The organism is Roseateles sp. P5_E1, from assembly GCF_054049335.1.
Map to the genome: position 1 here is coordinate 75,993 of NZ_JBFUMN010000009.1, position 24,277 is coordinate 100,269.

At 67.4% G+C, this 24,277-nt stretch carries 25 protein-coding genes; 14 read left to right on the plus strand and 11 right to left on the minus strand.

The genetic code is table 11. From position 1 onward, the window contains the following. The first annotated feature begins 23 nt into the window (after nucleotides 1–23). From ACXJKJ_RS11130 to ileS, 7 genes are all read left to right on the plus strand, one after another. Nucleotides 24–932, plus strand: coding sequence for a PEP-CTERM sorting domain-containing protein (locus ACXJKJ_RS11130; RefSeq protein WP_056201975.1), 909 nt, complete (start codon nucleotides 24–26; stop codon nucleotides 930–932). 145 nt (nucleotides 933–1,077) lie between these two features. After that, a complete protein-coding gene (locus ACXJKJ_RS11135; protein WP_457352850.1) occupies nucleotides 1,078–2,277 on the plus strand; it encodes an acyl-CoA dehydrogenase family protein in 1,200 nt (399 codons plus the stop codon). Between the two features lie 16 nt (nucleotides 2,278–2,293). Next, on the plus strand, nucleotides 2,294–3,421 hold the full coding sequence (locus ACXJKJ_RS11140; protein WP_457352852.1) for an acyl-CoA dehydrogenase family protein: 1,128 nt from the start codon (nucleotides 2,294–2,296) through the stop codon (nucleotides 3,419–3,421). Nucleotides 3,422–3,470: 49 nt separating this feature from the next. Further along, entirely contained in the window at nucleotides 3,471–4,025 is a 555-nt protein-coding gene (locus ACXJKJ_RS11145) for a DUF3617 domain-containing protein (protein ID WP_056201967.1), read from the plus strand. Continuing rightward, nucleotides 4,022–4,759 carry a 16S rRNA pseudouridine(516) synthase gene (locus tag ACXJKJ_RS11150; protein WP_457390133.1) on the plus strand — a complete coding sequence of 246 codons (738 nt, stop codon included), beginning with the start codon at nucleotides 4,022–4,024 and terminating at the stop codon, nucleotides 4,757–4,759. Before ACXJKJ_RS11145 ends, ACXJKJ_RS11150 begins: the two co-directional genes overlap by 4 nt. A 21-nt stretch (nucleotides 4,760–4,780) precedes the next feature. Next, a complete protein-coding gene (locus ACXJKJ_RS11155; RefSeq protein WP_457390134.1) occupies nucleotides 4,781–5,797 on the plus strand; it encodes a bifunctional riboflavin kinase/FAD synthetase in 1,017 nt (338 codons plus the stop codon). A 73-nt stretch (nucleotides 5,798–5,870) separates the two neighbouring features. Beyond that, a complete protein-coding gene (ileS, locus tag ACXJKJ_RS11160; RefSeq protein ID WP_457390136.1) occupies nucleotides 5,871–8,693 on the plus strand; it encodes an isoleucine--tRNA ligase in 2,823 nt (940 codons plus the stop codon). A gap of 235 nt (nucleotides 8,694–8,928) precedes the next feature. Here ileS and ACXJKJ_RS11165 read toward each other — a convergent pair whose 3' ends face one another. Then, entirely contained in the window at nucleotides 8,929–9,435 is a 507-nt protein-coding gene (locus ACXJKJ_RS11165; RefSeq protein WP_056201958.1) for a hypothetical protein, read from the minus strand. Between the two features lie 113 nt (nucleotides 9,436–9,548). Here ACXJKJ_RS11165 and lspA point away from each other — a divergent pair, with 113 nt between their 5' ends. Together lspA and ACXJKJ_RS11175 are read left to right on the plus strand one after the other, a co-directional pair. Further along, nucleotides 9,549–10,043, plus strand: a complete 495-nt coding sequence (gene lspA / locus ACXJKJ_RS11170) for a signal peptidase II (RefSeq protein WP_457324332.1) — start codon at nucleotides 9,549–9,551, stop codon at nucleotides 10,041–10,043. A gap of 83 nt (nucleotides 10,044–10,126) precedes the next feature. Beyond that, the gene (locus ACXJKJ_RS11175) at nucleotides 10,127–11,596 is read left to right on the plus strand and encodes an ATP-binding protein (protein WP_457390137.1); all 1,470 of its coding nucleotides are present in this window, start codon (nucleotides 10,127–10,129) and stop codon (nucleotides 11,594–11,596) included. A gap of 6 nt (nucleotides 11,597–11,602) precedes the next feature. Here the strand turns inward: ACXJKJ_RS11175 and ACXJKJ_RS11180 are convergent, their stop codons facing one another. Beyond that, the gene (locus ACXJKJ_RS11180) at nucleotides 11,603–12,592 is read right to left on the minus strand and encodes a quinone oxidoreductase family protein (RefSeq protein WP_457390138.1); all 990 of its coding nucleotides are present in this window, start codon (nucleotides 12,590–12,592) and stop codon (nucleotides 11,603–11,605) included. Nucleotides 12,593–12,654: 62 nt separating this feature from the next. Here ACXJKJ_RS11180 and ACXJKJ_RS11185 point away from each other — a divergent pair, with 62 nt between their 5' ends. From ACXJKJ_RS11185 to ACXJKJ_RS11205, 5 genes are all read left to right on the plus strand, one after another. Beyond that, nucleotides 12,655–13,557, plus strand: a complete 903-nt coding sequence (locus ACXJKJ_RS11185; RefSeq protein WP_457390139.1) for a DMT family transporter — start codon at nucleotides 12,655–12,657, stop codon at nucleotides 13,555–13,557. Then, entirely contained in the window at nucleotides 13,557–14,147 is a 591-nt protein-coding gene (locus tag ACXJKJ_RS11190; RefSeq protein WP_457390140.1) for a pseudouridine synthase, read from the plus strand. The genes ACXJKJ_RS11185 and ACXJKJ_RS11190 overlap by 1 nt, the downstream gene beginning before the upstream one ends. Nucleotides 14,148–14,149: 2 nt before the next feature. Then, the gene (locus ACXJKJ_RS11195) at nucleotides 14,150–14,854 is read left to right on the plus strand and encodes an SDR family NAD(P)-dependent oxidoreductase (RefSeq protein WP_457390141.1); all 705 of its coding nucleotides are present in this window, start codon (nucleotides 14,150–14,152) and stop codon (nucleotides 14,852–14,854) included. Between the two features lie 57 nt (nucleotides 14,855–14,911). Next, nucleotides 14,912–15,760: a Tim44 domain-containing protein gene (locus ACXJKJ_RS11200; RefSeq protein WP_457390142.1), complete on the plus strand. Its 849-nt coding sequence runs from the start codon at nucleotides 14,912–14,914 to the stop codon at nucleotides 15,758–15,760. Between the two features lie 82 nt (nucleotides 15,761–15,842). Further along, nucleotides 15,843–17,861: a prolyl oligopeptidase family serine peptidase gene (locus ACXJKJ_RS11205; RefSeq protein WP_457390143.1), complete on the plus strand. Its 2,019-nt coding sequence runs from the start codon at nucleotides 15,843–15,845 to the stop codon at nucleotides 17,859–17,861. On the opposite strand, the gene ACXJKJ_RS11210 is transcribed toward ACXJKJ_RS11205, so the two are convergent. The 9 genes from ACXJKJ_RS11210 to rpsP form a co-directional block, all read right to left on the minus strand. Beyond that, nucleotides 17,836–18,357, minus strand: coding sequence for a histidine phosphatase family protein (locus tag ACXJKJ_RS11210; RefSeq protein ID WP_457390144.1), 522 nt, complete (start codon nucleotides 18,355–18,357; stop codon nucleotides 17,836–17,838). The two genes, ACXJKJ_RS11205 and ACXJKJ_RS11210, sit on opposite strands and share 26 nt — an antisense overlap. 5 nt (nucleotides 18,358–18,362) lie before the next feature. Then, on the minus strand, nucleotides 18,363–19,124 hold the full coding sequence (cobS, locus tag ACXJKJ_RS11215; protein ID WP_457390145.1) for an adenosylcobinamide-GDP ribazoletransferase: 762 nt from the start codon (nucleotides 19,122–19,124) through the stop codon (nucleotides 18,363–18,365). Nucleotides 19,125–19,128: 4 nt separating this feature from the next. Continuing rightward, entirely contained in the window at nucleotides 19,129–20,154 is a 1,026-nt protein-coding gene (cobT, locus tag ACXJKJ_RS11220) for a nicotinate-nucleotide--dimethylbenzimidazole phosphoribosyltransferase (RefSeq protein ID WP_457390146.1), read from the minus strand. A gap of 168 nt (nucleotides 20,155–20,322) precedes the next feature. Next, nucleotides 20,323–21,312 (minus strand): CobD/CbiB family protein, encoded by a 990-nt coding sequence (locus tag ACXJKJ_RS11225; RefSeq protein ID WP_056201928.1) that lies wholly within the window; start codon nucleotides 21,310–21,312, stop codon nucleotides 20,323–20,325. Nucleotides 21,313–21,335: 23 nt separating this feature from the next. Then, entirely contained in the window at nucleotides 21,336–22,019 is a 684-nt protein-coding gene (locus tag ACXJKJ_RS11230; RefSeq protein ID WP_457390147.1) for a CoA pyrophosphatase, read from the minus strand. A gap of 66 nt (nucleotides 22,020–22,085) precedes the next feature. Next, the gene (rplS, locus tag ACXJKJ_RS11235) at nucleotides 22,086–22,439 is read right to left on the minus strand and encodes a 50S ribosomal protein L19 (protein ID WP_056201923.1); all 354 of its coding nucleotides are present in this window, start codon (nucleotides 22,437–22,439) and stop codon (nucleotides 22,086–22,088) included. 134 nt (nucleotides 22,440–22,573) lie between these two features. Continuing rightward, complete coding sequence (gene trmD, locus ACXJKJ_RS11240; RefSeq protein WP_457390148.1) at nucleotides 22,574–23,314, minus strand: tRNA (guanosine(37)-N1)-methyltransferase TrmD; 741 nt, start codon at nucleotides 23,312–23,314, stop codon at nucleotides 22,574–22,576. A gap of 8 nt (nucleotides 23,315–23,322) precedes the next feature. Beyond that, nucleotides 23,323–23,838 carry a ribosome maturation factor RimM gene (gene rimM / locus ACXJKJ_RS11245; protein ID WP_457390149.1) on the minus strand — a complete coding sequence of 172 codons (516 nt, stop codon included), beginning with the start codon at nucleotides 23,836–23,838 and terminating at the stop codon, nucleotides 23,323–23,325. A gap of 81 nt (nucleotides 23,839–23,919) precedes the next feature. Then, the gene (gene rpsP / locus ACXJKJ_RS11250; RefSeq protein ID WP_056201913.1) at nucleotides 23,920–24,177 is read right to left on the minus strand and encodes a 30S ribosomal protein S16; all 258 of its coding nucleotides are present in this window, start codon (nucleotides 24,175–24,177) and stop codon (nucleotides 23,920–23,922) included. Nucleotides 24,178–24,277 lie beyond the last annotated feature (100 nt).

Genomic DNA, 24,277 nt, shown 5'->3' on the forward strand with positions numbered 1-24,277 from the left:
GTGACAGCCCAAAAGGAAAACCGATGAAAGCCCAAAAGTCCCGCTGGATTGCCCTGAGCGCCCTCGTCGCCGGCTTGAGCCTGGCTTCGAGCGCCCAAGCCTACTGGGGCCTGGACACCACGCCCACCACCACGGTCGGCGATAGCGGCAACGCCGCCTACACGGTTCAGATGTCGGGCTTCTACGCCTCCAACGACGTCAACAACAAGGTCAATGGCAACTGGACCAGCAGCGCGCTGACCCAGTTCGCGGGCAACGGCCAGGGCATGTACACCGGCACCGACAACGGCTCGCCCTACCACGCACTGGACAATAACCAGAATACCGAGGCGGTGCTGTTGAGCTTCAGCGCTTCGACCGTGCTGAGCAGCGTCGGCCTTGGCTTCACGTCCAACGTCGAGATCAGCTGCAAGAACACCACCACGCAGGCGATGACGTACCAGAACGGCGGCACCTGCGGTGCAGGTACCACGCAAGTCGGCACCGGCCTGGTTGATGTGTCCGTGTTCCGCTGGACCGGTGCCGCAGCGCCCACGCTGACTGGCGCTGCAGCCGGCACGATGGCTGGCTGGGAACTGGTTGGCAACTATGGCGACATGGTTCAGGACACCAGCAATCCCTACAACTCGGTCAACGGCGCCGGCAAGACGTCCAGCTGGTGGCTGATTAGCGCCTACAACTCCGGTTTTGCTCAGACGGCCGGTGGCGCCAACAGCATCGCGACCGAAAACCGCGCCACGCTGACCAATGGCGACGATTTCTTCAAGCTCTACGCCGTGGCCGGCACCAAGTGCACGCAAGCCGTCGATTCCAAGGGCGTCTGCGGTGGCACCAACCTCAAGCTGCCCGAGCCCGCCTCGCTGGCCCTGACCAGCGTCGCTCTGGTCGGTGTCGCCGGCCTGCGTCGCCGCAAGGCAAAGCTCGCCGCCTGATCCGAGTCATCTCGACTGAAAGCCGCCTCCGGGCGGCTTTCTGCTTTCTGGAAACCAGCTCGCTGTTCTGTCCCAGGCCGGACAGCCAGGATGCGAACGACCGTGCTAAAAGCCGGGTATTCCCATCACGACAATACGGCGAGACATGGACCTCAACTTCACCGATGCGGAGCTGGCCTTCCGCGCCGAGGTGCGCGACTGGGTGCGCGCCAACCTGCCGGCCGATATCGCCCACAAGGTACGCAACGCGCTGCGCTTGAACAAGGACGATCTGCAGCGCTGGGCCAAGATCCTCGGCGCCAAGGGCTGGCATGGCTGGGCCTGGCCCAAGCAGTTCGGCGGCCCAGGATGGAACGCCGTGCAGCGCCATCTGTTCGAAGAGGAATGTGCGCTGGCCTGCGCGCCGCGCATCGTGCCCTTCGGCCCGGTCATGGTCGCGCCGGTCATCATGGCCTTTGGCACGCCGGAGCAGCAGCAGCGCTTCCTGCCCGGCATCATGAGCGGCGAGGTCTGGTGGAGCCAGGGCTATAGCGAACCCGGTTCGGGCTCTGACTTGGCTTCGTTGAAGTGCCGCGCCGAGCGCCAGGGCGACAAGTTCATCGTCAACGGCCAAAAGACCTGGACGACGCTGGGCCAGTACGGCGACTGGATCTTCTGCCTGGTGCGCACATCGACCGAAGGCAAGCCGCAGACCGGCATCTCATTCCTGTTGATCGACATGAAGACGCCCGGCGTCAGCGTCAAGCCCATCATCATGCTCGACGGCGAGCACGAGGTGAACGAGGTCTGGTTCGACAACGTCGAGGTGCCCGCCGAGAACCTGATCGGCGAGGAAAACAAGGGCTGGACCTATGCCAAGCACCTGCTCTCCCACGAGCGCACCAACATCGCCGACGTGAACCGCGCCAAGCGCGAACTCGAGCGGCTCAAGCGCATCGCCAAGGCCGAAGGCCTCATGGACGACCAGCGCTTCCGCGACCAGATCGCGCTGTGCGAAGTCGACGTCGTCGCGTTGGAGATGATGGTGCTGCGCGTGCTTTCGGGCGAGCGCACCGGCAAGCAGCCGCTGGACGTCGCGGGCCTGCTCAAGATCCGCGGCAGCGAACTGCAGCAGCGCTACACCGAGCTGATGATGCTGGCCGGTGGCCCGCTGGCCCTGCCCTATGTGCACGAGGCCATGGAGGCCGGCTGGCAAGGTGACCAGTGGCTGGGCGGTGCCTGGATCGGCGGCGCCACGCACGCCATCCCGCTGACCGGCAACTACCTGAACGTCCGCAAGACGACGATCTACGGCGGCTCGAACGAAGTGCAACGCAACATCGTCGCGCAGACGGTGCTTGGCTGAGCGGGAGACAGGACAAATGGATTTCGATTTCAGTGAAGACCAGGAAGCCCTGCGCGACGCGGTGCGCCGCTTTGTCGACAAGGACTACGCCTTCGAGCGCCGAACAAAGATCGAGCGCGCTGGCGGTTTCGACCGCGCCGCCTGGGACGGCCTGGCGGGCCTGGGCCTGACCGCGCTGGCAGTGCCTGAGGCACACGGCGGCATGGGCTTCGGCGCCGTCGAGGCGATGGTGGTCATGGAAGAGCTCGGTCGCGGCCTCGTCATGGAGCCGGTGGCGCAGGGCGCGCTGATCGCACCGGCGCTGCTCGGACGCGCGCCCGATGAACTGCAGGCCGCCTGGCTGCCACGCATCGCCGGTGGCGAGGCCCTCGTCGTGCTCGCGCACCAGGAAGCCAAATCGCGCTACCGCCTGAATCAGGTAGCCACGCGCGCCGTCGATGGCAAGCTGACCGGCGTGAAGAGCCTGGTGCCGGCTGGCGACGTCGCCGACGCCTTCATCGTGCCGGCCCGCGTGTCCGGCACCGACGACGCCCCGCACGGTGTTGCCCTCTACCTCGTTGAGCGCTCGGCGGCTGGCGTGCACACGCGGCCCTATTCGCTCTATGACGGCTCGCGCGCGGCCGAGGTCCACTTCGACAACACGCCCGCCCAGCTCATCGCCGGTCCCGACCAAGGCCTGGCCCTGCTGGAACTGGCCGCCGACATCGGCATTGCCGCGCAGGCTGCCGAGGCCATCGGCGTCATGGAAAAGTACCTCGCGCTGACCGTCGAGTACATGAACACGCGCAAGCAGTTCGGCGTCGTGATCTCCAGCTTCCAGGCGCTCAAGCACCGCATCGCCGACGTGAAGATGCAGCTCGAACTGGCCCGCTCGATGAGCTACTACGCCACACTGCGCCTGGGCGACACGCCCGCCGTGCGCCGCCGCGCGCTGTCGCAGGCCAAGGTGCAGCTTGGCAACTCGATGCGCTTCGTTGGCCAGCAGTGCACCCAGCTGCACGGCGGCATCGGCGTCACCGACGAATACGCCGGCAGCCACTACTTCAAGCGCCTGACCGTCATGGAGATGCAATGGGGCGACACCATGCATCACCTGGGTCAGGTCAGCCAGAGCATGTTGGATACTGCGGGCGTGTTTGCCTGAGCGTGAAGGAGCCAAGGTCTCACCACGCTTTCATTCGGGAGACCTTGCCATGATCGCTGCTCGCTGTATTGCCCTTTCCCTGGTCGCGCTGGCGACTTCCGCCTCGGCCCAGATGATGAAGCCGGGCCTGTGGGAGATGAAACAAACCACCCAGGTCGACCCCGAGCGCAAGGCGCAGATGGAAAAGGCCCAGAAGGCCATGGAGAGCATGCCCCCGGCTCAGAAGCAGATGATGCAGGAGATGATGGCCAAGCGCGGCGTCAGCATGGATTTCGCGGGTGGTGCGGTCACTGTCAAGAGCTGCCTCACCGAGGAGCAGGTCAAGCGCGACCTCACGCCCTCTCATCCGGCCGGCAACTGCACCCACGATGTCCGCCGCAGCGGCAATGTCATCCACAGCCATTTCGTCTGCACCGACCCGGCCACCGAGGGTGAGGGCACGACCACCTTGCAAGGCAACACCGCCTTCACCAGCGACGTCAAGCTGACCCGCCAGCGCGACGGCAAGACCGTGACCACGGCCGTCAGCGGCGAAGGCCATTGGATCAGCGCCGACTGCGGCAACATCCAGCCCATTCAGGCTCGGCCCAAAGCCACGCCGTGAAACAGCGGCTCTCACAGATCCTCTTCAGCCAGGGCTTCGGAACGCGGCGCCTGTGCGCAGGGCTGGTATGGAACGGCGAGGTGTCGGTCAACGGCGAAGTTGTCGACGACCCGGAGGCCGAGTTCGAGACTCAAGGCTTGCGCTTCACGATCAGCGGCCTGGAATGGCCGGTCTTCGACAAGGCACTCATCCTGCTGAACAAGCCGGCTGGCTTCGAGTGCTCGCAAAAGCCCAAGCACCACCCCAGCGTGCTGAGCCTGCTGCCCGCACCGCTGCGCGAGCGCGGCGTGCAACCCATAGGCCGGCTGGATGAAGACACGACCGGCCTGCTGCTGCTGACCGACGACGGCACCTTGATCCACAAGCTGACCTCGCCCAAGCACCATGTGCCCAAGGTCTACGAAGCGCGCTGCAAGCATCCGCTGACGGCGACCATGGTCGAGCAGTTGCTGGCCGGCGTCGAGCTGAAGGAGCCAGAGAGCAAGCTTCCGGCCAAGTTCCAGCGACCGCCCGAGATCAGCAAGGCCGAAGGCGCCGAGATCGCCGACGACACGCTGCTGCGGCTGACCCTCATCGAAGGCAAATACCACCAGGTCAAGCGCATGGTCGCGGCCGTCGGCAACCGCGTCGAGGCCCTGCACCGACCGCAGTTCGGCGCGCTGACGCTGCCGGCCGACCTGGCGCCCGGCCAATGGCGCTGGGTGGCGAGCCCTGCGGAGGTCTGGGGCCAATGACGCAGCGGGGACAATGAGCCCATGCGAGTTTTCAGAGGCTTCCACCACCCCGGCATCGCACCTGCCTGCGCACTGACCATCGGCAACTTCGACGGCGTGCACCGCGGGCACCAGGCCATGCTGGCGCTGCTGCAGTCAGAGGCCCGCCACCGCGGGCTGCCGACCTGCGTGCTGAGCTTCGAGCCGCATCCGCGCGACTTCTTCGCCGCCAAGGCCCACAAGCCCGAACTCGCGCCCGCCCGCATCGCCAATCTGCGCGACAAGCTCGTCGAGCTGGAGCGCTGCGGTGTCGACCAGGTCGTCATCCTGCGCTTCGACGAGGCCCTGGCCTCACTGCCGGCGCCGGACTTCATCCGCCAGGTGCTTGTCGACGGCCTGGGCGCTCGCTATGTGCTGGTCGGTGACGACTTCCGCTTTGGTGCCAAGCGCCAGGGCGACTATGCGACGCTGGATGCCGCCGGCCAGGCGCGCGGCTTCGACGTGGCCCGCATGATGAGCTACGAGGTGCACGGCCTGCGCGTCAGCAGCTCGGCCGTGCGCGAGGCGCTGGCCGCTGGCGACATGGCGGCCGCCGCGGCGCTGCTGGGTCGGCCCTACGCCATCTCGGGCCACATCACGCACGGGCGCAAGTTGGGCCGCCAGCTGGGCGAGAGCGCCCCCGGCGCGGCCGACGGCTTTCGCACCTTGAACCTGCGCTTCGACCATGACAAGCCGGCCGCCCAGGGCATCTTCGCGGTGCTGGTGCATGGCCTGACGCCCGAGCCGCTGCCGGGCGTAGCCAGCCTGGGCCGGCGGCCCACCGTCGAAGATGCCGGCCGCGTGCTGCTGGAGGTGCATTGCCTGCGGTGGCCCCTCGGCCCCGAGGGGGGCTACGGTAAACTCGCCCGCGTGGAACTGCTGCACAAACTTCGCGACGAAGCCAAGTACGACGGGCTTGAAGCGCTCACGGCTGCCATCGCAGCCGACACGGCGGCGGCGCGCGCCTTCCTGGCCACCCACGCCGCCCAGCGACGCCAGACCACGCGCGACCGAATTTGAAGCGGCTCCCCGCCGCTCTTCGCTCCGCCCTCCCCGCTTCTTGATCGCCAGGCACGCCGCCTGGCCGCATGCCATGACCACCCCGGACTACCGCTCCACGCTCAACCTGCCCGACACGCCCTTCCCGATGCGCGGCGACCTGCCCAAGCGCGAACCGGGCTGGGTCAAGGCCTGGGACGAGCAAGGCCTGTACAAGCGCCTGCGCGACGCCCGCGCTAGCGCGCCGAAGTTCGTGCTGCACGACGGCCCGCCTTATGCCAATGRCCAGATCCACATCGGCCAYGCGGYCAACAAGATCCTCAAGGACATSATCGTCAAGKCGCGCYASCTGGCSGGCTTCGACGCGGCTTACATCCCAGGCTGGGACTGCCACGGCCTGCCGATCGAGAACCAGATCGAGAAGACCTTCGGTCGCGGCTTGCCGCGCGACGAGGTGCAGGCCAAGAGCCGCGCCTACGCCACCGAGCAGATCGACGGCCAGCGCACGGACTTCAAGCGCCTGGGCGTGCTGGGCGAATGGGACAACCCGTACAAGACGATGAACTACGCCAACGAGGCCGGCGAGATCCGCGTGCTGAAGCGGATGTTCGAGCGCGGTTTCGTCTACCGCGGCTTGAAGCCTGTGTACTGGTGCTTCGACTGCGGCTCGTCCCTGGCCGAGTTCGAGATCGAGTACGCGGACAAGCAGTCGCCGGCCGTCGATGTGGCCTTCCTGTCGGCCGAGCCCGAGAAGCTGGCCGCCGCGTTTGGCGTGGCGCCGCTGACGAAGGACGCCTTCACCGTCATCTGGACGACCACGCCCTGGACCATCCCCGCCAACCAGGCGCTCAACCTGAACCCCGAGCTGCCCTACGCGCTGGTCGACACGGCCAAGGGCTACTTCGTCGTCGCAGAGGCGCTGGTGGAGAAGTGCCTGGCGCGCTGGCAGCTCGAAGGCAGCGTCGTCGCCGTGGTGCCAGGCCGCAAGCTGGAGCTGCAGAAGTTCAAGCATCCGCTGGCCCACGTCGACCCCGGCTATGACCGCGAAAGCCCGGTCTACCTGGCCGACTACGCGACTGCCGAAGACGGCACCGGCGTCGTCCACTCCGCACCCGCCTATGGCCTGGACGACTTCCAGTCCTGCGTCGCCCACGGACTGGCCTTCGACGACATCCTCAACCCCGTGCAGGGCAACGGCGCCTACGCCGCCGACCTGCCGCTGTTCGGCGGCCAGCACATCTGGAAGGCCAATCCGGTCATCGCCCAGGCGCTGCAGGACGCCGGCCGCCTGATGGCGCAATCCAAGCTCACTCACAGCTACCCGCACTGCTGGCGACACAAGTCGCCGGTCATCTACCGCGCCGCGGCGCAGTGGTTCGTGCGCATGGACGACGGCGACGGCCTGTTCACCCAGGACAAAGCGCCCAAGAGCCTGCGTGAGACGGCGCTGGCCGCCATCGAAGCCACCAGCTTCTACCCCGAGAACGGCCGCGCCCGCCTGCACGACATGATCGCCGGCCGGCCCGACTGGTGCATCTCGCGCCAGCGCAGCTGGGGCGTGCCCCTGCCCATCTTCCTGCACAAGGACACGGGCGAGGCGCATCCGAAGACCCTCGAATTCATCGAACGCGCCGCGCAATTGGTGGAGCAGAACGGCATCGAGGCCTGGTCCAAACTCGACGCCGCCGAATGGCTGGGCGAGGAAGCCGCCCAGTACACCAAGGGCAACGACATCCTCGACGTCTGGTTCGACTCCGGCTCCACCTTCGAGCATGTGCTCAAGGGCAGCCACCAGGGAGCGGGCCACGACAGCGGCCCCGAGGCCGACCTTTATCTCGAAGGCCACGACCAGCACCGCGGCTGGTTCCATTCGTCGCTGCTGATCGCCTGCGCCCTCTATGGCCGCGCGCCCTACCGGGGGCTGCTGACGCACGGCTTCGTCGTTGACGGCCAGGGCCGCAAGATGAGCAAGTCCATGGGCAACGTCGTCGCGCCGCAAGCCGTGTCGGACAAGTTCGGCGCCGAGATCCTGCGCCTGTGGACGGCCGCAACCGACTACTCGGGCGACCTCGGCCTGGACGAGAAGATCCTGGCCCGCGTCGTCGACAGCTACCGCCGCATCCGCAACACGCTGCGCTTTCTGCTCGCCAACGTCAGCGACTTCGACCCGGCAACGGACACGGTCGCACCCGGCGATCTGCTGGAAGTCGACCGCTACGCGCTGGCTCGTGCCGCCGAATTGCAGGCCGACATCCTGGCCCACTTCCAGCGCTACGAGTTCCACCCGGTGGTGTCGAAACTCCAGGTCTACTGCTCCGAGGACCTCGGCGCCTTCTACCTGGACGTGCTGAAGGACCGCCTCTACACGACCGCGCCCAAGAGCCTGGCCCGCCGATCCGCACAGACGGCGCTGTGGCAGATCACGCACGCCATGCTGCGCTGGATGGCGCCCTTCCTCAGCTTCACGGCCGAGGAGGCGTGGGCGATCTTCGGCAAGGGCGAGAGCATCTTCACGGAGACCTATTGGGACTTTGGCAAAACCGACGCCTCGCTGCTGGCCAAGTGGAATCGCATCCACGAGATCCGTGACGAGGTCAACAAGGCCATCGAGGCGGTGCGCACGACGGGCGCTGTCGGCGCCTCGCTGCAGGCCGAACTGGTGCTCAAGGTAAACGAGCAGGACCAGATGCTGTTGGCCAGCCTGGGTGACGACCTGCGCTTCGTCTTCATCACGTCGGCCGTGCGCCTGGCATCAGCAGGCGAACTGGGCGTCGTCGTCACGCCCAGCGCCCATGCCAAGTGTGAGCGCTGCTGGCACTACCGCGCCGACGTCGGCAGCATTGCGGCTCACCCGACGCTCTGCGGGCGCTGCGACAGCAACCTCTACGGCGCGGGCGAGACCCGCACCGTCGCGTAAGCACGCGCTGGTTTTTGACGCGGACCGACGCCGGGCCGTCCCAAGTCGGCCCGCAGGCGATGTGCATGCGGCTCAATGCCGCATGCATCGCCGTCCCCTCGGGGGCTGAGGCCGGACACGGCAAGTCCTGAGGACTTGTCGTGCCTGCCGAAGAGCAGCCGCTCTGCCGGCTGCGCGGTCTGCAAGACCGGCTGGCCTCACCGGCGTTCAGCCGGAGTGAGGCCGGACGAGGGGCTCACGGAAACGCAGGCACGTTCGGCTCCATCCCCTCGAAGTGCGCTTCGGGGTGGGTGCGAGCCAGCAGTTCCTCGATCTCGGTGATGCGCGAGCGAGGCACGTCGACGATGAGCAGGTATTGGCCTTGCTCGATGGCCGCCTCGAAGCGTTTCAAGCGCCGGCTCGGCGTGGAGCTGCCGATCATGCTGGACGACCAGGTGCCCAGCATGGCGCCTACGGCCGCCAGGCCGATGACGACCGCCGCCGGAGAGGCCGCGCTGATCGCCAGGGCCGCCGCAACGCCGCCCGCGGCGCCGAGGCCGGAGCCGATCAGCGCGCCGTTCTGGGCCGCCTCGACCAGGTCCGAGGTCTGCAGCACATTGGCCGCGTGAAGACCGTCCATCGCGGCACCTTCGGCGGCGACGAAATGGATGTGGTGTTCGGTGATGCGGGCGAGCAACAGCTCGTCCATCGTGCGCCGCGCGCTGCTCAGGTGGGGCAGCAACCAGTAGATGCGCTTTCGCATGGGATCCTCCAGCGAGCAGGGAGAGTTCCGCTTCTACGCCGCTTCTCCTGCGCCTACAAGCCCCGGCTCGGCGGCAAGTTACATTGGCGGCCCTCGCCTCGCGACCCCATTCCATGCCTTCTCGCTCGTCGTCCTCGTCCTCCGGCCTGACTTCCTGGCTGCTGATTGCCGCCCTCATCATCCTGGCCGACCAGCTCACCAAGGTGCTCATCCTGCGCACCTTCCAGCTCGGTGACGTGCACCCAGTCACCAGCTTCTTCGACGTCGTGCGCGCCCACAACTTCGGCGCCGCTTTCAGCTTCCTGCATGGCGCCTCCGGCTGGCAACGCTGGTTCTTCCTCGGCCTGGGCCTGGCCGCGGCCGGCTTCATCATCTGGATGCTGCGCCGCCACGGCCACCAGAAGCTGTTCGCTTGGGCGTTGACGCTGATTCTGGGTGGCGCGCTAGGCAATGTCATCGACCGCGCCATCCACGGCTACGTCGTCGACTTCATCCAGGTTCACGCTCGAAGCTGGTATTTCCCCGCTTTCAACGTCGCCGACAGCGCCATCACCGTCGGCGCCGTCCTGCTGATCCTGGACGAATTGCGCCGCGTGCGCCGCGGTTGAACCTGCGCGGCGCGGCCGCGCAGTAGTTCACGGGCGACAGATGTGACGAGCGGTGACAATCGCGCGCCTCTCAACGCGTCCGCATGCTCCTCGACTTCGCCAGCCTGAGCCACTACGACTGGCTCGACGTTCCTCTGTGGGTCTTCGACCCCGAACAACAGCGCAACCTCTGGGCCAATGCCGCAGCCCTGCGCTTCTGGCATGCCGACAGCGCCGAGGAATTCCTGTCGCGCGACTTTTCCGAGCATGGCGATGCCGTGCGCGAGCGCCTAGCCGTCACGGCGGCCGACCATGCGCAGGGCAAGATCGTCCGCGAGCAGTGGACTCTCTATCCCAAGGGCGAGCCGACGACGGTCATGCTGGTGTCGCGCGGCATGCGCACGCCGGAACGCCGTCAGGTCATGCTGTTCGCGGCCGATTCGCTGGGCGGTGGTGCCGATCTCGCCATGCTGCGCGGCGTTGAGGCTGTGCAACACACCTCGGTGCGCATCGCCGTTTTCGGCCTCGGCCAGGGCGAACTGCTGATGCGCAACCCGGCTGCGGCCCTGACGTTCGGTGACACGCCGCCCGGCCCCGACCAGACCGAGTTCACCCGCCTGTTTGCTCACATTGGCGATGCCGCCAGCATCCTGGGCCGCGTGCAGCGCGGCCAGACCTGCCACCAGGACGTCGAGTTGCAGACGCTGGCCGGCCTGCGTTGGCATGCACTGGACGCGCGGCCCATGCGCGACCCGGTCACCGGCGACACGGTCATGCTCTTCAATGCCCACGACATCGCCGATCTCAAGGCCAGCCAGGCGGCCCTGGTCGCCGCGCGCGAGGCCGCCGAGACCGCCAGTCAGGCCAAAAGCAGCTTCCTGGCCAATATGAGCCACGAGATCCGCACGCCGATGAATGGCGTGCTCGGCCTGACCGAACTGGTGCTGCAGACCGAACTCAATGAGCGCCAGCGCCGCTTCATCGGCATGGCCCACCAGTCGGCCAAGGGGCTGATGACCATCATCAACGACCTGCTGGACGTGGCCAAGATCGAGGCCGGCCGCATCGTCATCGACGAGCAGCCCTTCAGCCTGCACGACTGCCTCGGCGAGTCCCTGCAACCCCTGCTGCTACAGGCGCATGACAAGGGCATCCAGCTGCACGCCCGCGTACAGCCGGGCGTGCCGTCCTGGCTGGTCGGCGACGCCCTGCGGCTGCGCCAGGTGCTGATCAACCTGATTGGCAATGCACTGAAGTTCACCGAGCGCGGCGAGGTGCGCGTGGAGATCGCCCTGGCCGACGCGCGCGACGATGACGGCCCCGACCGCCTGCGCCTTCGCATGGCCGTCACCGACACCGGCATCGGCATGACGCGCGACCAGATCGGTCAGATCTTCGATCCCTTCACCCAGGCCGATGGCAGCATCACGCGCCGCTACGGCGGCACGGGCCTGGGCCTGACCATCGTGCAACGCCTCGTCAGCCTGATGAGCGGCGAGATCACCGTCGAGAGCGAGCCCGGCGTCGGCTCTTCCTTCAGCTTCGAGCTGCAACTCGGCCAAGTGCCGGCTTGAAGGTTCTCAGGGCAGCAGCACGGCGCTGCCCAGCAGTTGGCGGGCTTCCAGATCGCGGTGAGACTGGGCCGCGTCGGCCAGTGCATAGCGCTTGTCGATGCGGATGCTGACCTGGCCGCTGGCCACCATTTCGAATAACTCGTCGCCCATGGCCTGCGTGGCTTCGCGCGTAGCGATGTGCGTGAACAGCGTCGGCCGGGTCACATAAATGGAACCCTTGGCCGCCAGCGTGCTCACACTGAAGGGCGGCACGGGGCCCGAGGCACCGCCGAAGCTGGCCAGTAGGCCAAAAGGCGCCAGGCTGTTCAACGAGCCCTCCCAGGTGTCGGCACCGACCGAGTCGTAAACGACCTTCACGCCGCGCCCGCCGGTGATCTCGCGCACCTTGGCGGCGAAGTCCGTATCACGGCGGTAGTTGATGGCATGCGTCGCGCCGTTGTCCAACGCCAGTTGGCACTTTTCGTCGCTGCCGGCGGTGCCGATGAGCTGCAGGCCCAGTGCACGCGCCCATTGGCAGGCGATCAGCCCGACACCGCCGGCCGCCGCGTGAAAGAGCACAAAGTCGCCCGGCTGCAGACCACCCTGGGGCAGGGTCTTGCGCAGCAGGTATTGCACCGTCAGGCCCTTGAGCATCATGGCCGCGGCGGTCTCGAAATCAATGGCGTCGGGCAGCTTGAGCACGCATTTGGCGGGCATCACTCGGGCCGTCGCGTAGGCGCCCGGCGGGTTGCTGGCGTAGGCGGCGCGGTCGCCCGCCTTCAGGTGCGTGACGCCCTCGCCCACCGCCTCGACAATGCCTGCGCCTTCCATGCCCAGCCGCGCCGGCAGCGGCAAGGCGTAGGTGCCGTTGCGGTGGTAGACATCGATGTAGTTCAGCCCGCAGGCCTCGTGGCGGATGCGGATCTCACCCGGACCGGGGGCGCCGACCTCCACGTCCATCAGCTTCAGTTGCTCGGCCCCGCCCGGGGCTTCGATGACAACGGCTTTTTCACTCATGCGGCGTCTCCTGTTCGCGGGTCCGGTATCGTGCCAGCCCTTTGGCCCACGCGGCGCCACCGATGAAACTGACCCCACGCCTTGCTCTGCTGTTGACGCTGCCGCCACTGCTGTGGGCCGGCAACGCCGTCATCGGCCGCATGGTGCGCAACGACATCCCGCCGATGGCGCTGAACGCGTTGCGCTGGCTGCTCGCCTTCGTACTGCTGGCTCCGCTGGCCCGCCACCTGCTGGCCGACCCGCGGGAGGCCTTGAAGCGTTGGCGCGGTCTGGCCTGGCTGGGCTTTCTTGGCATGGGTTGCTACAACTCGCTGCAATACCTGGCGCTGCACACCTCGTCGCCACTGAACGTCACGCTGATCACCGCCAGCATGCCGGTCTGGATGCTCGGCGTGGGCGCCGTCTTCTACGGCGTGAAGCCGGCTCGCCGCCAGTTGGCCGGCGCAGCCCTGTCGCTGCTCGGCGTGGCCGTCGTCATCGCACGCGGCGACCCCGCTGCCCTGCTGGCCGTGCAATTCGTGCCTGGCGACCTGTTGATGCTGCTGGCCCTCTTCACCTGGGCCATCTACTCCTGGATGCTGGCTCGGCCGGCGCGCGGGCTGCGCCGAGGTGAGCGGCCGGACTGGAACTGGGCCGAGATGCTGATGGCCCAGCTGATGTTCGGTGTTGTCTTCTCGGGCGTGGCTGCCGGTGCCGAGCAGGTCGTTGCACCGGCCGCCATCCACTGGAGCCCGACGCTGGTCGCCGTGCTCGCCTATGTCGCCATCGGTCCGTCGCTGATTGCCTACCGCTGCTGGGGCCTGGGCGTGGCCGAGGCCGGGCCGGCGTTGGCCGGTTTCTTCGTCAACCTGACGCCGGTGTTCGCCGCCGTCATCTCGGCGGCGCTGCTGGGCGTCGCGCCGGCCTGGTATCACGGAGTCGCCTTCGCGCTGATCGCAGCAGGCATCCTCGTCTCGTCACGTTGATGCGGGTGCTGCACGCCGACGACCGCCTGGTCGTCATCGACAAGCCCGCTGGCCTGCTCAGCGTGCCGGGCCGCCGCGAGCCCGATTGCGCCAGCGCACGCGTGCAAATGCTCTACCCCGACGCGTTGGTCGTGCATCGCCTCGACCAGGCCACTTCGGGCCTGCTGCTGTTCGCCCGCGGCCTCGACGCCCAACGCGATCTCAGCGCCGACTTCGCCGGGCGCCGCATCGACAAGCTCTACGTCGCCGTCGTCGCCGGCCATCTCGAGGGCGAAGGCCTCATCGACCTGCCGGTCGGCGCCGACTGGCCCAACCGGCCGCGCCAGCAGGTCAACTTCGAACACGGCAAGCCCTCGCAGACGCGTTGGCGCGTGCTCGGCCATGAAGGCGATCACACGCGCGTGGCCCTCGAGCCCCTGACCGGTCGCACCCATCAATTGCGCGTGCATCTCGCCGCCATCGGGCATGCCATGCTGGGCGACACGCTCTATGCCGCGCCCGACATCGCTGCCGCCAGCCCACGCCTGCTGCTGCATGCCAGCGAACTGCGAATCGGCGACCATCACTTCATCTGCCCACCGGAGTTCTGAGCATGCATCTCTACATCGTCACCGGCAGTTCACGCGGCCTGGGCGCGGCACTGGTTCAACAGCTCACGCAAGCCGATAACACGGTGATCGGCATCGCTCGCAAGACCAACCCGGCGCTGCAAGCGGAGCAATGGGCGCTTGATCTGGCGGACCCGATTGCTGCTGCGGAACACCTGCAGGCCTGGTTGCGCGCCAACAAGCGCTGGGAAAGTGCAACGCTGGTCAACAACGCCGCCCTGCTCAGCGAGCCCGGCCCGCTGGCGTCCTCCGACCTCACCAGCCTGTCGGCCGCGCTACGCGTCGGCCTGGAAGCGCCAACGCTGCTGAGCCGTGTCTTCCTGGCCGAAACGGTGGGCGTGCCGACGCGACGCATCCTGAGCATCTCATCGGGCCTGGGCCGTCGCGCCATGGCCGGCAGCGCAGCCTATTGCGCCATCAAGGCCGGGCTGGACCATCTCAGCCGCGCCCTGGCCCTGGAAGAGCCTGGCGTCGGCGTCGTCTCACTGGCGCCAGGCGTCATCGACACCGACATGCAGGTGCAATTGCGCGGCGCCGACCCCACCCGGTTCCCCGAGCAAACCCGCTTCCAGGGCCTGAAGGATGGCGGCCAGTTGCAGACAGCGGACGCCACGGCCGCGGCGATTGTTCGCTTTCTCATGCGGCCAGACTTCGGGAAAACCGTGGTTTCCGATATCAGAGACGCTTGAAAATCCTGATCCGAACCTGCATCTGCCGGTTCGTTTCCAAGCTTCTGGAGAACTCGCTTGAACCGCATCTTTGCTGTGACCCTCGCCACCCTGCTGGCCGTCACGCTGCCCGCCCATGACGCCGAGGCCAAACGCCTCTCCAGTGGTGGCCTGAAGCGCAGCGTGCCTACCCAGACCGCGCCACAAACGCCGCCGGCCCAGCAGCCTGCGCCCCAGCAAGCCGCTCCCGGCAAACAGGCTGCTGCAACACCCGCGGCCGCTCCCGCTGCGGCGCCCAAACGCTCCTGGCTTGGCCCCATTGCCGGCCTGGCCGCAGGCCTGGGCCTGGCCGCGTTGGCCAGCCACTTCGGTTTTGGCGGCGAACTGGCCAGCATCATGACGATGGTGCTGCTCGGCCTGGTGGCGGTCTTCGTGATTCGCTTTCTGGTGCGCCGCTTCGCCGCGCCGAAGCCGCAGCTCGCCGGCGCCAACGGCGCCAACTTCCGGGCAGCCGAGCCGGCGTGGAATTCGGCAGCGGCCACGGTTTCCGGCGCTGCCGCAGCCCCCGCGGACTTCGACGCCGCGGGCTTCGAGAAGCTCGCCAAGCAGGTCTTCATCCGCCTGCAGGCCGCCAACGACGCCGGCGACCAGGCCGACCTGCGCCGCTTCACGACGCCACAGATGTACGCCAACATCCAGCACGATCTGCTGGAGCGCGGCGCACAGGCTCAGCGCACCGAGGTGCTGCAGCTCGAAGCCAACGTCGTCGATGTCGCGACGGAGACCGGAGAACAGATTGTCTCCGTGCGCTTCTCGGGCCTGGTGCGCGAGAAGAGCGAACAGGCCGCGGAGGACTTCGACGAGGTCTGGCATCTGGTCAAGGCCGGTGACGGCTGGCTGATTGCCGGCATCCAGCAGACCGCATGACCCAAGGCATAGCGGGTTAGACCCGAGTCCGGGCCAGTCGAGAATGGGCGCTTCGAGCGCCCATTTCCTTTTGAGGCCCCACATGATTCGTTTGCGTCTTTCTCTTTGCGCACTCGGCACAGCATTGCTGGCCGCCTGCGCCTCTTCTCCTGCGCCGGCACCGGTCTCCACGGCCGTGGTTGCGCCCAATGCGAACCTGGTCATCCAGGGCATCCCGCCCGTGCCCCAGAGCCTGGCTGACGCCATCGGCCGCTACAACGACTTCCGCGGCCATGCCTTCGCCGACTGGCACCCGACCCAGCGCGAGATGCTGGTCAGCCACCGCAAGGCCGGTGCCAACACGGCGCAGATCTTTCGCATGACGACACCGCTGACCGATGGCGAGCAGCTCACCGACGGCATCGACCCGGTCGTGCGCGCGACCTACGAACCGCGCAACGGTCAGTACATCGTCTTCGAGCGCGCCACCGGTKGCAACGAAGTCGCGCAGCTCTATCGCCTGCCGCTGAACCAGGCCGGTGCCCAGCCGGTGCTGCTGACCAACCCCGACGAGCGCCACTCAATCAACACCTGGCTGCGCAGGAGCGGCCAGCTCGTCTACTCATCGGTGCCCATCGACCGCACCGCCCAGGGCGGCACGCGCACCAAGATCACCACCACGCTGTGGTTGATGGACCCCGAAAAGCCCGAGGCGCGGCGCAAGCTGGCCGAGCTGGACGGCGGCGGCTGGTTCGCGGGCAGCCCCTCGCCCGACGAGCGTCTGGTGTCCTTGACGCGCTATCTGTCGGCCAATGAATCGCAGATCTGGATGCTGGACCTCGCCAGCGGCGTTGCCAAGCAGGTCGCACCGGCCGTTGGCAGCCAGGAGGCCAAGGCCACCTACTCGCCCGCCGGCTGGGCGCCCGATGGCCGCTCGCTGTGGATTGCCAGCGACCGCGCCGGCGAGTTCCGCGAGCTGATGAAGCTGGATCTCGCCAGCGGCCGCATTGACCGTGTCAGCAGCCACATCCCTTGGGACGTCAGCGGTGTCACGCTGACCGAGGACGGTGCCAGGCTGGCGGCCCAGTTCAATGTGGATGGCCGCGACGAGCTGCATTTCTTCGATGCGGCGACTGCCAAGGAAGTACCGGCCGCCGCCCTGCCGAAACTGCCCGAGGGCAATGTCGGCGCCGCTTCCTACCACCACGGTCGCGGTGAGCTCGCTTTCTCAATCAGCAATGCCCAGGGCCCGAGCCAGATCTATTCGCTGGGCACGGACGGCAAGGTCCAGCAATGGACGCGCGCCACAGCCGCGCCTGGTGTCGACACTGCCGCTTTCAGCGAGCAGAAGATCGTGCGCTGGAAGAGCTTTGACGGCACGACGATCTCGGGCCTGCTCACCGCCCCACCGAAGAAGTTCTCCGGCAAGCGCCCGGTGCTGATCTCCATCCACGGCGGCCCCGAGTCGCAGGCCAGCTTCGGCTTCCTGGGCCGCAACGCTTACTACGTGCAGGAGCTGGGCATGGCCCTGATCCAGCCCAATGTGCGCGGCTCCAGCGGCTACGGCAAGAGCTTCCTGGCGATGGACAACGGCTTCAAGCGCGAGGACTCGGTCAAGGACGTCGGCGCTCTGCTCGACTGGATTGCCACCCAACCCGACCTCGACGCCTCGCGCGTGCTCGTCACCGGCGGCAGCTACGGCGGTTACATGACGCTGGCCGTGTCGACGAACTACGCCGACCGCATCGCCGGCTCCATCGATGTCGTCGGCATCTCGCACTTCGTGACCTTCCTGAACAACACCGAGAGCTACCGCCGCGACCTGCGCCGGGTTGAATACGGCGATGAGCGCGCCCCGGCGATGAAAGCCCATCTGGAAAAGATCTCGCCGTTGACCAACGCCGCCAAGATCAAGAAACCCCTCTTCGTCATCCAGGGCAAGAACGACCCGCGCGTGCCCTACACCGAGGCCGAGCAGATCGTCGCGACAGTGCGCCAGGGTGGCACGCCGGTCTGGTATCTGCGCGCGGAAAACGAAGGTCACGGTTTCCAGAAGAAGGACAACCAGGACTTCCAGTTCTACGCCACCGTGCTGTTCATGCAGCAGACGGTGCTGAAGTAGGCCGGCCATAGGGGGGCGGCCTGGGCCAGCTCGATGGCATTGGAGGCGCGCCCTGCCAGTGCCGAGCGGTGATCCAGCCGCCATGCCCCACCCCCAAGGCGCAGGGCGGCTGCCATGCTGCCGCCCGCGCCAGCAGCGCATTGAGCGACTCGCCACCGTCGAACTCGAAGCCGCTGAAGTCGCGCGTCCAGCGCTCGAATTCCGCCGCGGAGATGGCGCTCCAGGGCTGGCCGTCCCAGCGGCCGAAGTCCATCTCCGCCAAGGCTGGGTCGACGCACCACAGGAAGCCCCATCGCTTCAGYCAACGCCCCACCGACGCGGCGCGCGCAAGCGGCGACGTGACGACCTCGCGCGGCAGCCCCTGCAGGCGTGCATGCGTGCGAATGCGATGGGCCAGGCGCTTGGCTTTGCGCGGGTCGACGGGAAGGTCGGTGCGGCCACCGATGCAGCGACCCGCAGCACCGATGGGCTTGGGGTGGCGCCAGATCGTGAACACAGGCTTCAGAACGAGGCCGTGAAGGCCAGCAGCACGGCGATCTCGGCCAGTTGCTCGGTCGCGCCCAGCCCATCGCCGGTGTAGCCGCCGAGGCGGCGCTTCAGCCATTGGTGCATCAGTACTGCGGCAACCGCTGCTGCGCCTGCGGCGGCCAGCAAGCGCGGCAGATCAACGCCTCCGGCGGCGAGCGCCAGCAACAGCAAGCCGCACCAGCCCAGCGCGATGGCGAAATTGCGGGGCGCTGCGGCCATTGCCAGTGGCTTGGCCTTGGCATGCTCCGCATCGCCGCCGTAGGGCAGGCTGACCATCACGCCCACGGCCGCCGCGCGAGCAAAGGCGTGGCTGGCCAGCAAGGCGGCCACGGCACCCAGCAGCGGCCGCGTCGCCAATACGGCCAACAGCGCGGCGCGTAGCAACAAGCTCAGGCCCAGCGCCAAAGCGCCATAGCTGCCGATGCGCGAGTCCTTCATGATCGCCAGCGCCTTGTCGCGGCTGACCACGCCGCCCAAGGCATCGAAGGTGTCGGCCAGGCCATCCTCGTGAAACCCGCCGGTCAACGCGACGGTGGCCGCCAGTGCCAGCACCGCGGCCACCCAGGCCGGCCACAAATGACCGGCCCCCGCCAGCACCACTGCGCCGACGCCGCCGACCAGCGCGCCCACCAGCGGGAAGTGCCGCACGCAATCGTTCAGCCAGGCCGGCTCGAAGCCCTCCAGCCGCACCGGCAGCCGCGTCAGGAACTGCAATGCAACAAGGAAAAGCCGCACAGGGCTACTCGCGGTTGCTGACGCCGGCGCTGTCGAAGCTGGCCATGTCGGCCAGCAGCGCACAGGCGGCCGTCAGCAGTGGCCAGGCCAGCGCCGCACCACTGCCCTCGCCCAGGCGCAGGTCCAGGTCCAGCAGCGGGCGCACACCCAGTTGTTGCAGCCAGCGCGCATGGGGCCCCTCGGCCGAGCGATGGGCGAACACGCAGGCCGCCAACAAGCCGGGGCGCAGCGCCTCGGCCAGCGCGACGGCAGCCGTCGTGATGAAGCCATCGACGACGATGACTCGGCGCTGCGCGGCGGCGGCCATGACGCTGCCGGCCATGGTGAGGATTTCGAAACCGCCGAGAGCCGCGGCGAGCTGCAACGGGGTCTCGGCGTCAGTGTTGGCCGCGAGCGCCTCTGCAAGCACGCCAAGCTTGCGGCCCAGGCCTGCGTCATCCAGACCGGTGCCGCGCCCCACACATTCGGCCAGCGGCAAACCCGTCAGGCGCTGCATCAAGAGGCTGGCCGACGAAGTGTTGCCGATCCCCATCTCACCCAGCAGCAGCGCATTGCCGGGCAAGCGCTCGACGAGGGCCATGCCATTGCGCAGCGCACGCTCGGCCTGTTCGGCCGTCATCGCCGGCCCGACGCTCGCGTCGGCCGTGCCCGCAGCAATGCGCAGGTCGACGGCCCCGTCGGCCAGCGGCGCATCGACGCCACAGTCGGCGATCGTCAGCGCCAGACCTTGTTGACGCGCCAGCACGGACACGGCCGCACCGCCGGCCAGCATGTTGGCCACCATTTGCGGGGTGACCTCACGCGGGTAGGCCGATACGCCGCGCCGGGACAGGCCATGGTCGGCCGCGTAGACGACAAGCTGCGGCTCGCGCAGCGCGGGCCGCTCCACACCCTGGATCAGCGCGAGCTGCAGGGCCAGGGCCTCGATGCGGCCGAGGGCGCCCAGAGGCTTGGTCTTGTGGTCGATGGCGTGCTGCACGCGCGCAGCAAGTCCGGGCTCGGCCAGCGCCGGCAGGTCAGGGAAGTTCATTTCAATTGCTTTGCTTGATATCGACGGGCCGAGCGCTGGGCCGCTCCCGAGCCGGCCCGCTCAGGCGATGTGCTTGCCGGTCAAACCGGCAAGCATCGCCGTCCCCTTGGGGGACCGGCCGGGCTCGCCCGCGTTCAGCGCGGCGAGACTGGACGAGGGGCACCATGACTAGCCGACGAGGTTGGCCAGGGTCAGCAGCGCGAGCAGCAGCATCCACAGCACGACGGAACGCCAGACGAGGCCGACGACGCTTTGCAGATGACCGAGCTGCGGCGGTGCGCCGGCCGTGGAGCCGGCGGCGCCGGTGAACTCGGGTTCGGTACCGGCATCGAAGGTCTTGCTGCGATCCGGCGTGACGCCAGGCGCCGCCGCGCCGCCAAGCTGCAGGCCCACAGCGCCAGCAGCGGATGCGAGGATGATGCCCTCGTTGGAATGCAGCCAGAGGCTGGCGTCGCGGCGCCAGCCATTCACGGCCTCTTCGAAGTTGCCGACGATGGCAAAGCCGGTGGCTGTCAGCCGTGCGGGCAGGTGGTCAATCCAGGTGAAAGCCTGACGCGACAAGGCCAACAGGCGGGTGTTGGTCGGTGCGTCCAGCGTGCGGCTCTTGAAGGCCCAGTAGCGGCCAGCGAATTCGGCCATGCGGTAGACCACCGCGCCTGCCGGCCCCAGGCCGATGGTCGAGCAGACGATGAACCAGAAGAACACGCCGAAGACATGGCGATGCGCGGCGAGCAGCGAATGCTCGATGACATGTCGGATTAGCTCGGTGCGCGGCAACTCGCTGGCATCCAGGTGGCGCCATTCGGCCAGCAACTGGCGCGCGGTGGCGTCGTCGCCGCGCTCGAGGGCATCACGGATGTCGGTGTAGTAGTGGCTGAACTGCCGGAAGCCCAGCGTCAGATACAGGATGAGGACGTCCAGCCCTAGGGCGAGCAGCACGCTGAAATGGCGCAGCGCCCAGTAGATCAGCGCAACGGCCAGGCCCGGCACCAGAACCGTGATGGCCCAGACGACGGCAGCATGATGCTCGTCGCCAGCGTCGAAGTTGCGGCCCGTCCAGCGCACCCAGCCGATGACCGACTGGTGCACGCGGTTGCCATGCCTCAGGGGCTTGAGTTGCTCACACAACAGGGCCAGCAGCACCGCGAAGAAATTCATGGGCCGGGATGATAGTGGCGCGCTCAGGCGCCGCTGAGAAGACGGTAGAAGTTGCGCAACATCGCGGCGGTCGCGCCCCAGATGAAGTACTCGCGTTCGGGCCCTTGCCAGGGCATGGACAGAAAGCGCCGCTCGGCGCCCGCGAACTCGAAACGGTGGTGGCGGTGGTGGGCCGGATCCATCAGGAAGGCCAGTGGCACCTCGAAGGCTTCGGCAACCTCGAAGTCGTCCAGCGTCAGCGTGAAGCCCGGCTCCACGAGGGCCACCACCGGCGTCACCTGGAAGGCCGTCACTGTCGAATAGACCGGCAACTGGCCAATGATCTCGATGTGCTGGCGCGACAGGCCGATCTCCTCCTCGGTCTCGCGCAGCGCGGTCGCGACGGGACCTTCGTCCTCGGGCTCGACACGGCCGCCGGGGAAGCTGATCTGGCCGGCGTGATCGCGCAGATGGTCGGTACGCCGGGTCAGCAGCAGGTTCAAGCCTGCCTCTCGCTGCACCAGCGGGATGAGCACGGCGGCACCAGACGGCTCGCGATTGGCGAAGAGACCCCCGTCGCCGACGAACTCAGGCGTCCAGGCCGCCACCTCCGCCAGGCGCGCCCGTATGGCCGAAGCCGTCAGCGCCAAGTCTGGCACTGCCGGGAGATGATCATCGATGCTCGTGACCGGCACGAGTTGGGGCTGGGTGATGGCGGGGCGGGTCATGCGACAGAAAAACAAAAGCCGCCGAGAGCGTACGCCCTGGCGGCTTTGGCGGTAGGAACCGGCTGATTAAGCCAGCTTCTCTTTGATTCGAGCCGACTTGCCCGAACGCTGGCGCAGGTAGTACAGCTTGGCGCGACGGACGTCACCGCGGCGCTTGACTTCGATCGTGGCGATCAGCGGGCTGTAGAGCTGGAAGGTCCGCTCGACGCCTTCGCCGCTGGAGATCTTGCGGACGATGAAGCTGCTGTTCAGGCCGCGATTGCGCTTGGCAATCACGACGCCTTCGTAGGCCTGCACGCGCTTGCGGGTGCCTTCAACGACGTTGACGCTGACGATCACCGTGTCGCCAGGGGCGAAGGGCGGGATGGTCTTGTTCAGGCGAGCAATTTCTTCTTGCTCAAGGGTTTGGATCAGGTTCATCTGTACTCCTGGAGATCTTGGCGAGACGCTATTTATCGGGATGTTTGCAGCTGGCTCCCAGTGAAGGAACCCAGCCACTCGACCCGCCAGAGGATCGGACAGCCAAATATTGTAGCCTGGACTGCGGGTTTAGCCTAGAGCTTGGCCAGGAAGGATTCATCGGCCTTGCTGAGGCGGCCGGCGGCGCGGGCGGCGGCTATCAGGTCGGGCCGGCGCGCGGCTGTCAGCGCCAGGGATTGCTCGCGGCGCCAGCGCCGGATGTCGGCATGGTGGCCCGACAGCAGCACGGGCGGCACGCCGCGACCATCGGCCAGGACTTCGGGGCGGCTGTAGTGCGGGCAGTCCAGCAGGCCATCAGAGAAGCTGTCCTGCTCGTGGGATTTGGCGTCGCCAAGGACCCCCTCCTGCAGCCGTGCGACGGCGTCCAGGAGAGCGAGCGCCGGGAGCTCGCCGCCCGAAAGCACGAAGTCGCCCAGGCTGAGTTCCAAGGTCACATGACGGTCCAGCACGCGCTGGTCGATGCCCTCGTAGCGGCCGCAAAGCAGGACGGCACCCGGGCCCGCAGCGAGATCCTGCACGCGGGCCTGATCGATTCGCGCGCCGGTCGGGGTGAAGTGGATGACGACGGGCGCCGCCTCGCCACGATCCGCCTTGACAGCGGTGAGCGCCTTTTCAAGCGGCTCGGCCAGCATGACCATGCCTGGGCCGCCGCCATAGGTACGGTCGTCGACGCGGCGGTAGTTGTCCTCGGCGAAATCGCGCAGCAGCCACAGCCGCACGTCGACCTGACGGCTCTCGAAGGCGCGCCGCGTGACGCCATGCGTCAGATGCGGCGCGAACAGCTCCGGGAAGATCGTCAGGACATCGAAGCGCATGGCTTCGGTCAGAAGTCCAGGCCCCAGTCGACGCGGATACGCCGGTCTTCCAGGCTGACGTCGTCGATGAAACGCCCGACGAAGGGGATCAAGCGCTCCTGGTCCGGCTTGGCGGGCTCTTCCACTCCTGGCGGCAGGATGCGCAGCACCGCATGCGGGCCGGTGTCGATGAGGCCGATCACTCGGCCCAAAGCCTCAGACTCGCGATTGATGACGTCCAGGCCGATCAGGTCAACCCAGTAGTACTCGCCGTCGGGTGTGCGCGGGAAGTCGCTGCGGGGAATGTAGATCTCGTGGCCCCGCAGCGCTTCGGCGGCATTGCGGTCGTCCACCCCTTCGGCGATGGCGACGATGCCCTCGCCCTGTTCGCGCACCGATTTCACGGCCAACACCAGTTGGCCGGGCTTGGGGCCGGTCGACTTCAGATACCAGCGCTTGGCGCTGAACAACGCGTCCGCGTCGGCCGAGTAGGCCTGCACCTTGAGGCCACCTTTGATGCCCCAGGCATCAAGGATGCGGCCCACCGGCAGCAGATCTTCGGGCCAGGAAGCAAAAGACGGCGCCGAGGCGCCGTCTTGCTGAGGCTTGTTGCCTGCCACGCCTGCTTAGGCGGCGACAGCAGCCGTCTTGGCATCGCCAACCAGGCGGGCCACCGTGGGCGACAGCTGGGCGCCGACACCGATCCAGTAGCTCACGCGGTCCTGCTCGACGCGAAGCTTCTCGGCGGAGCCGGAAGCGACGGGGTTGTAGAAGCCAACACGCTCGATGAAACGGCCGTCACGACGCTGGCGGCTGTTGGCGACGACGATGTTGTAGAAGGGGCGCTTCTTGGAGCCGCCGCGGGCCAGACGAATCACAACCATGATGTTTCCTAAAAATTGGGTGACCACCGCACGAGGAGACACTCAAGTAGCGACAAGTCGAATGGCAGGAACCCCTGCCGGGGTAGGCTCTGTAGATACG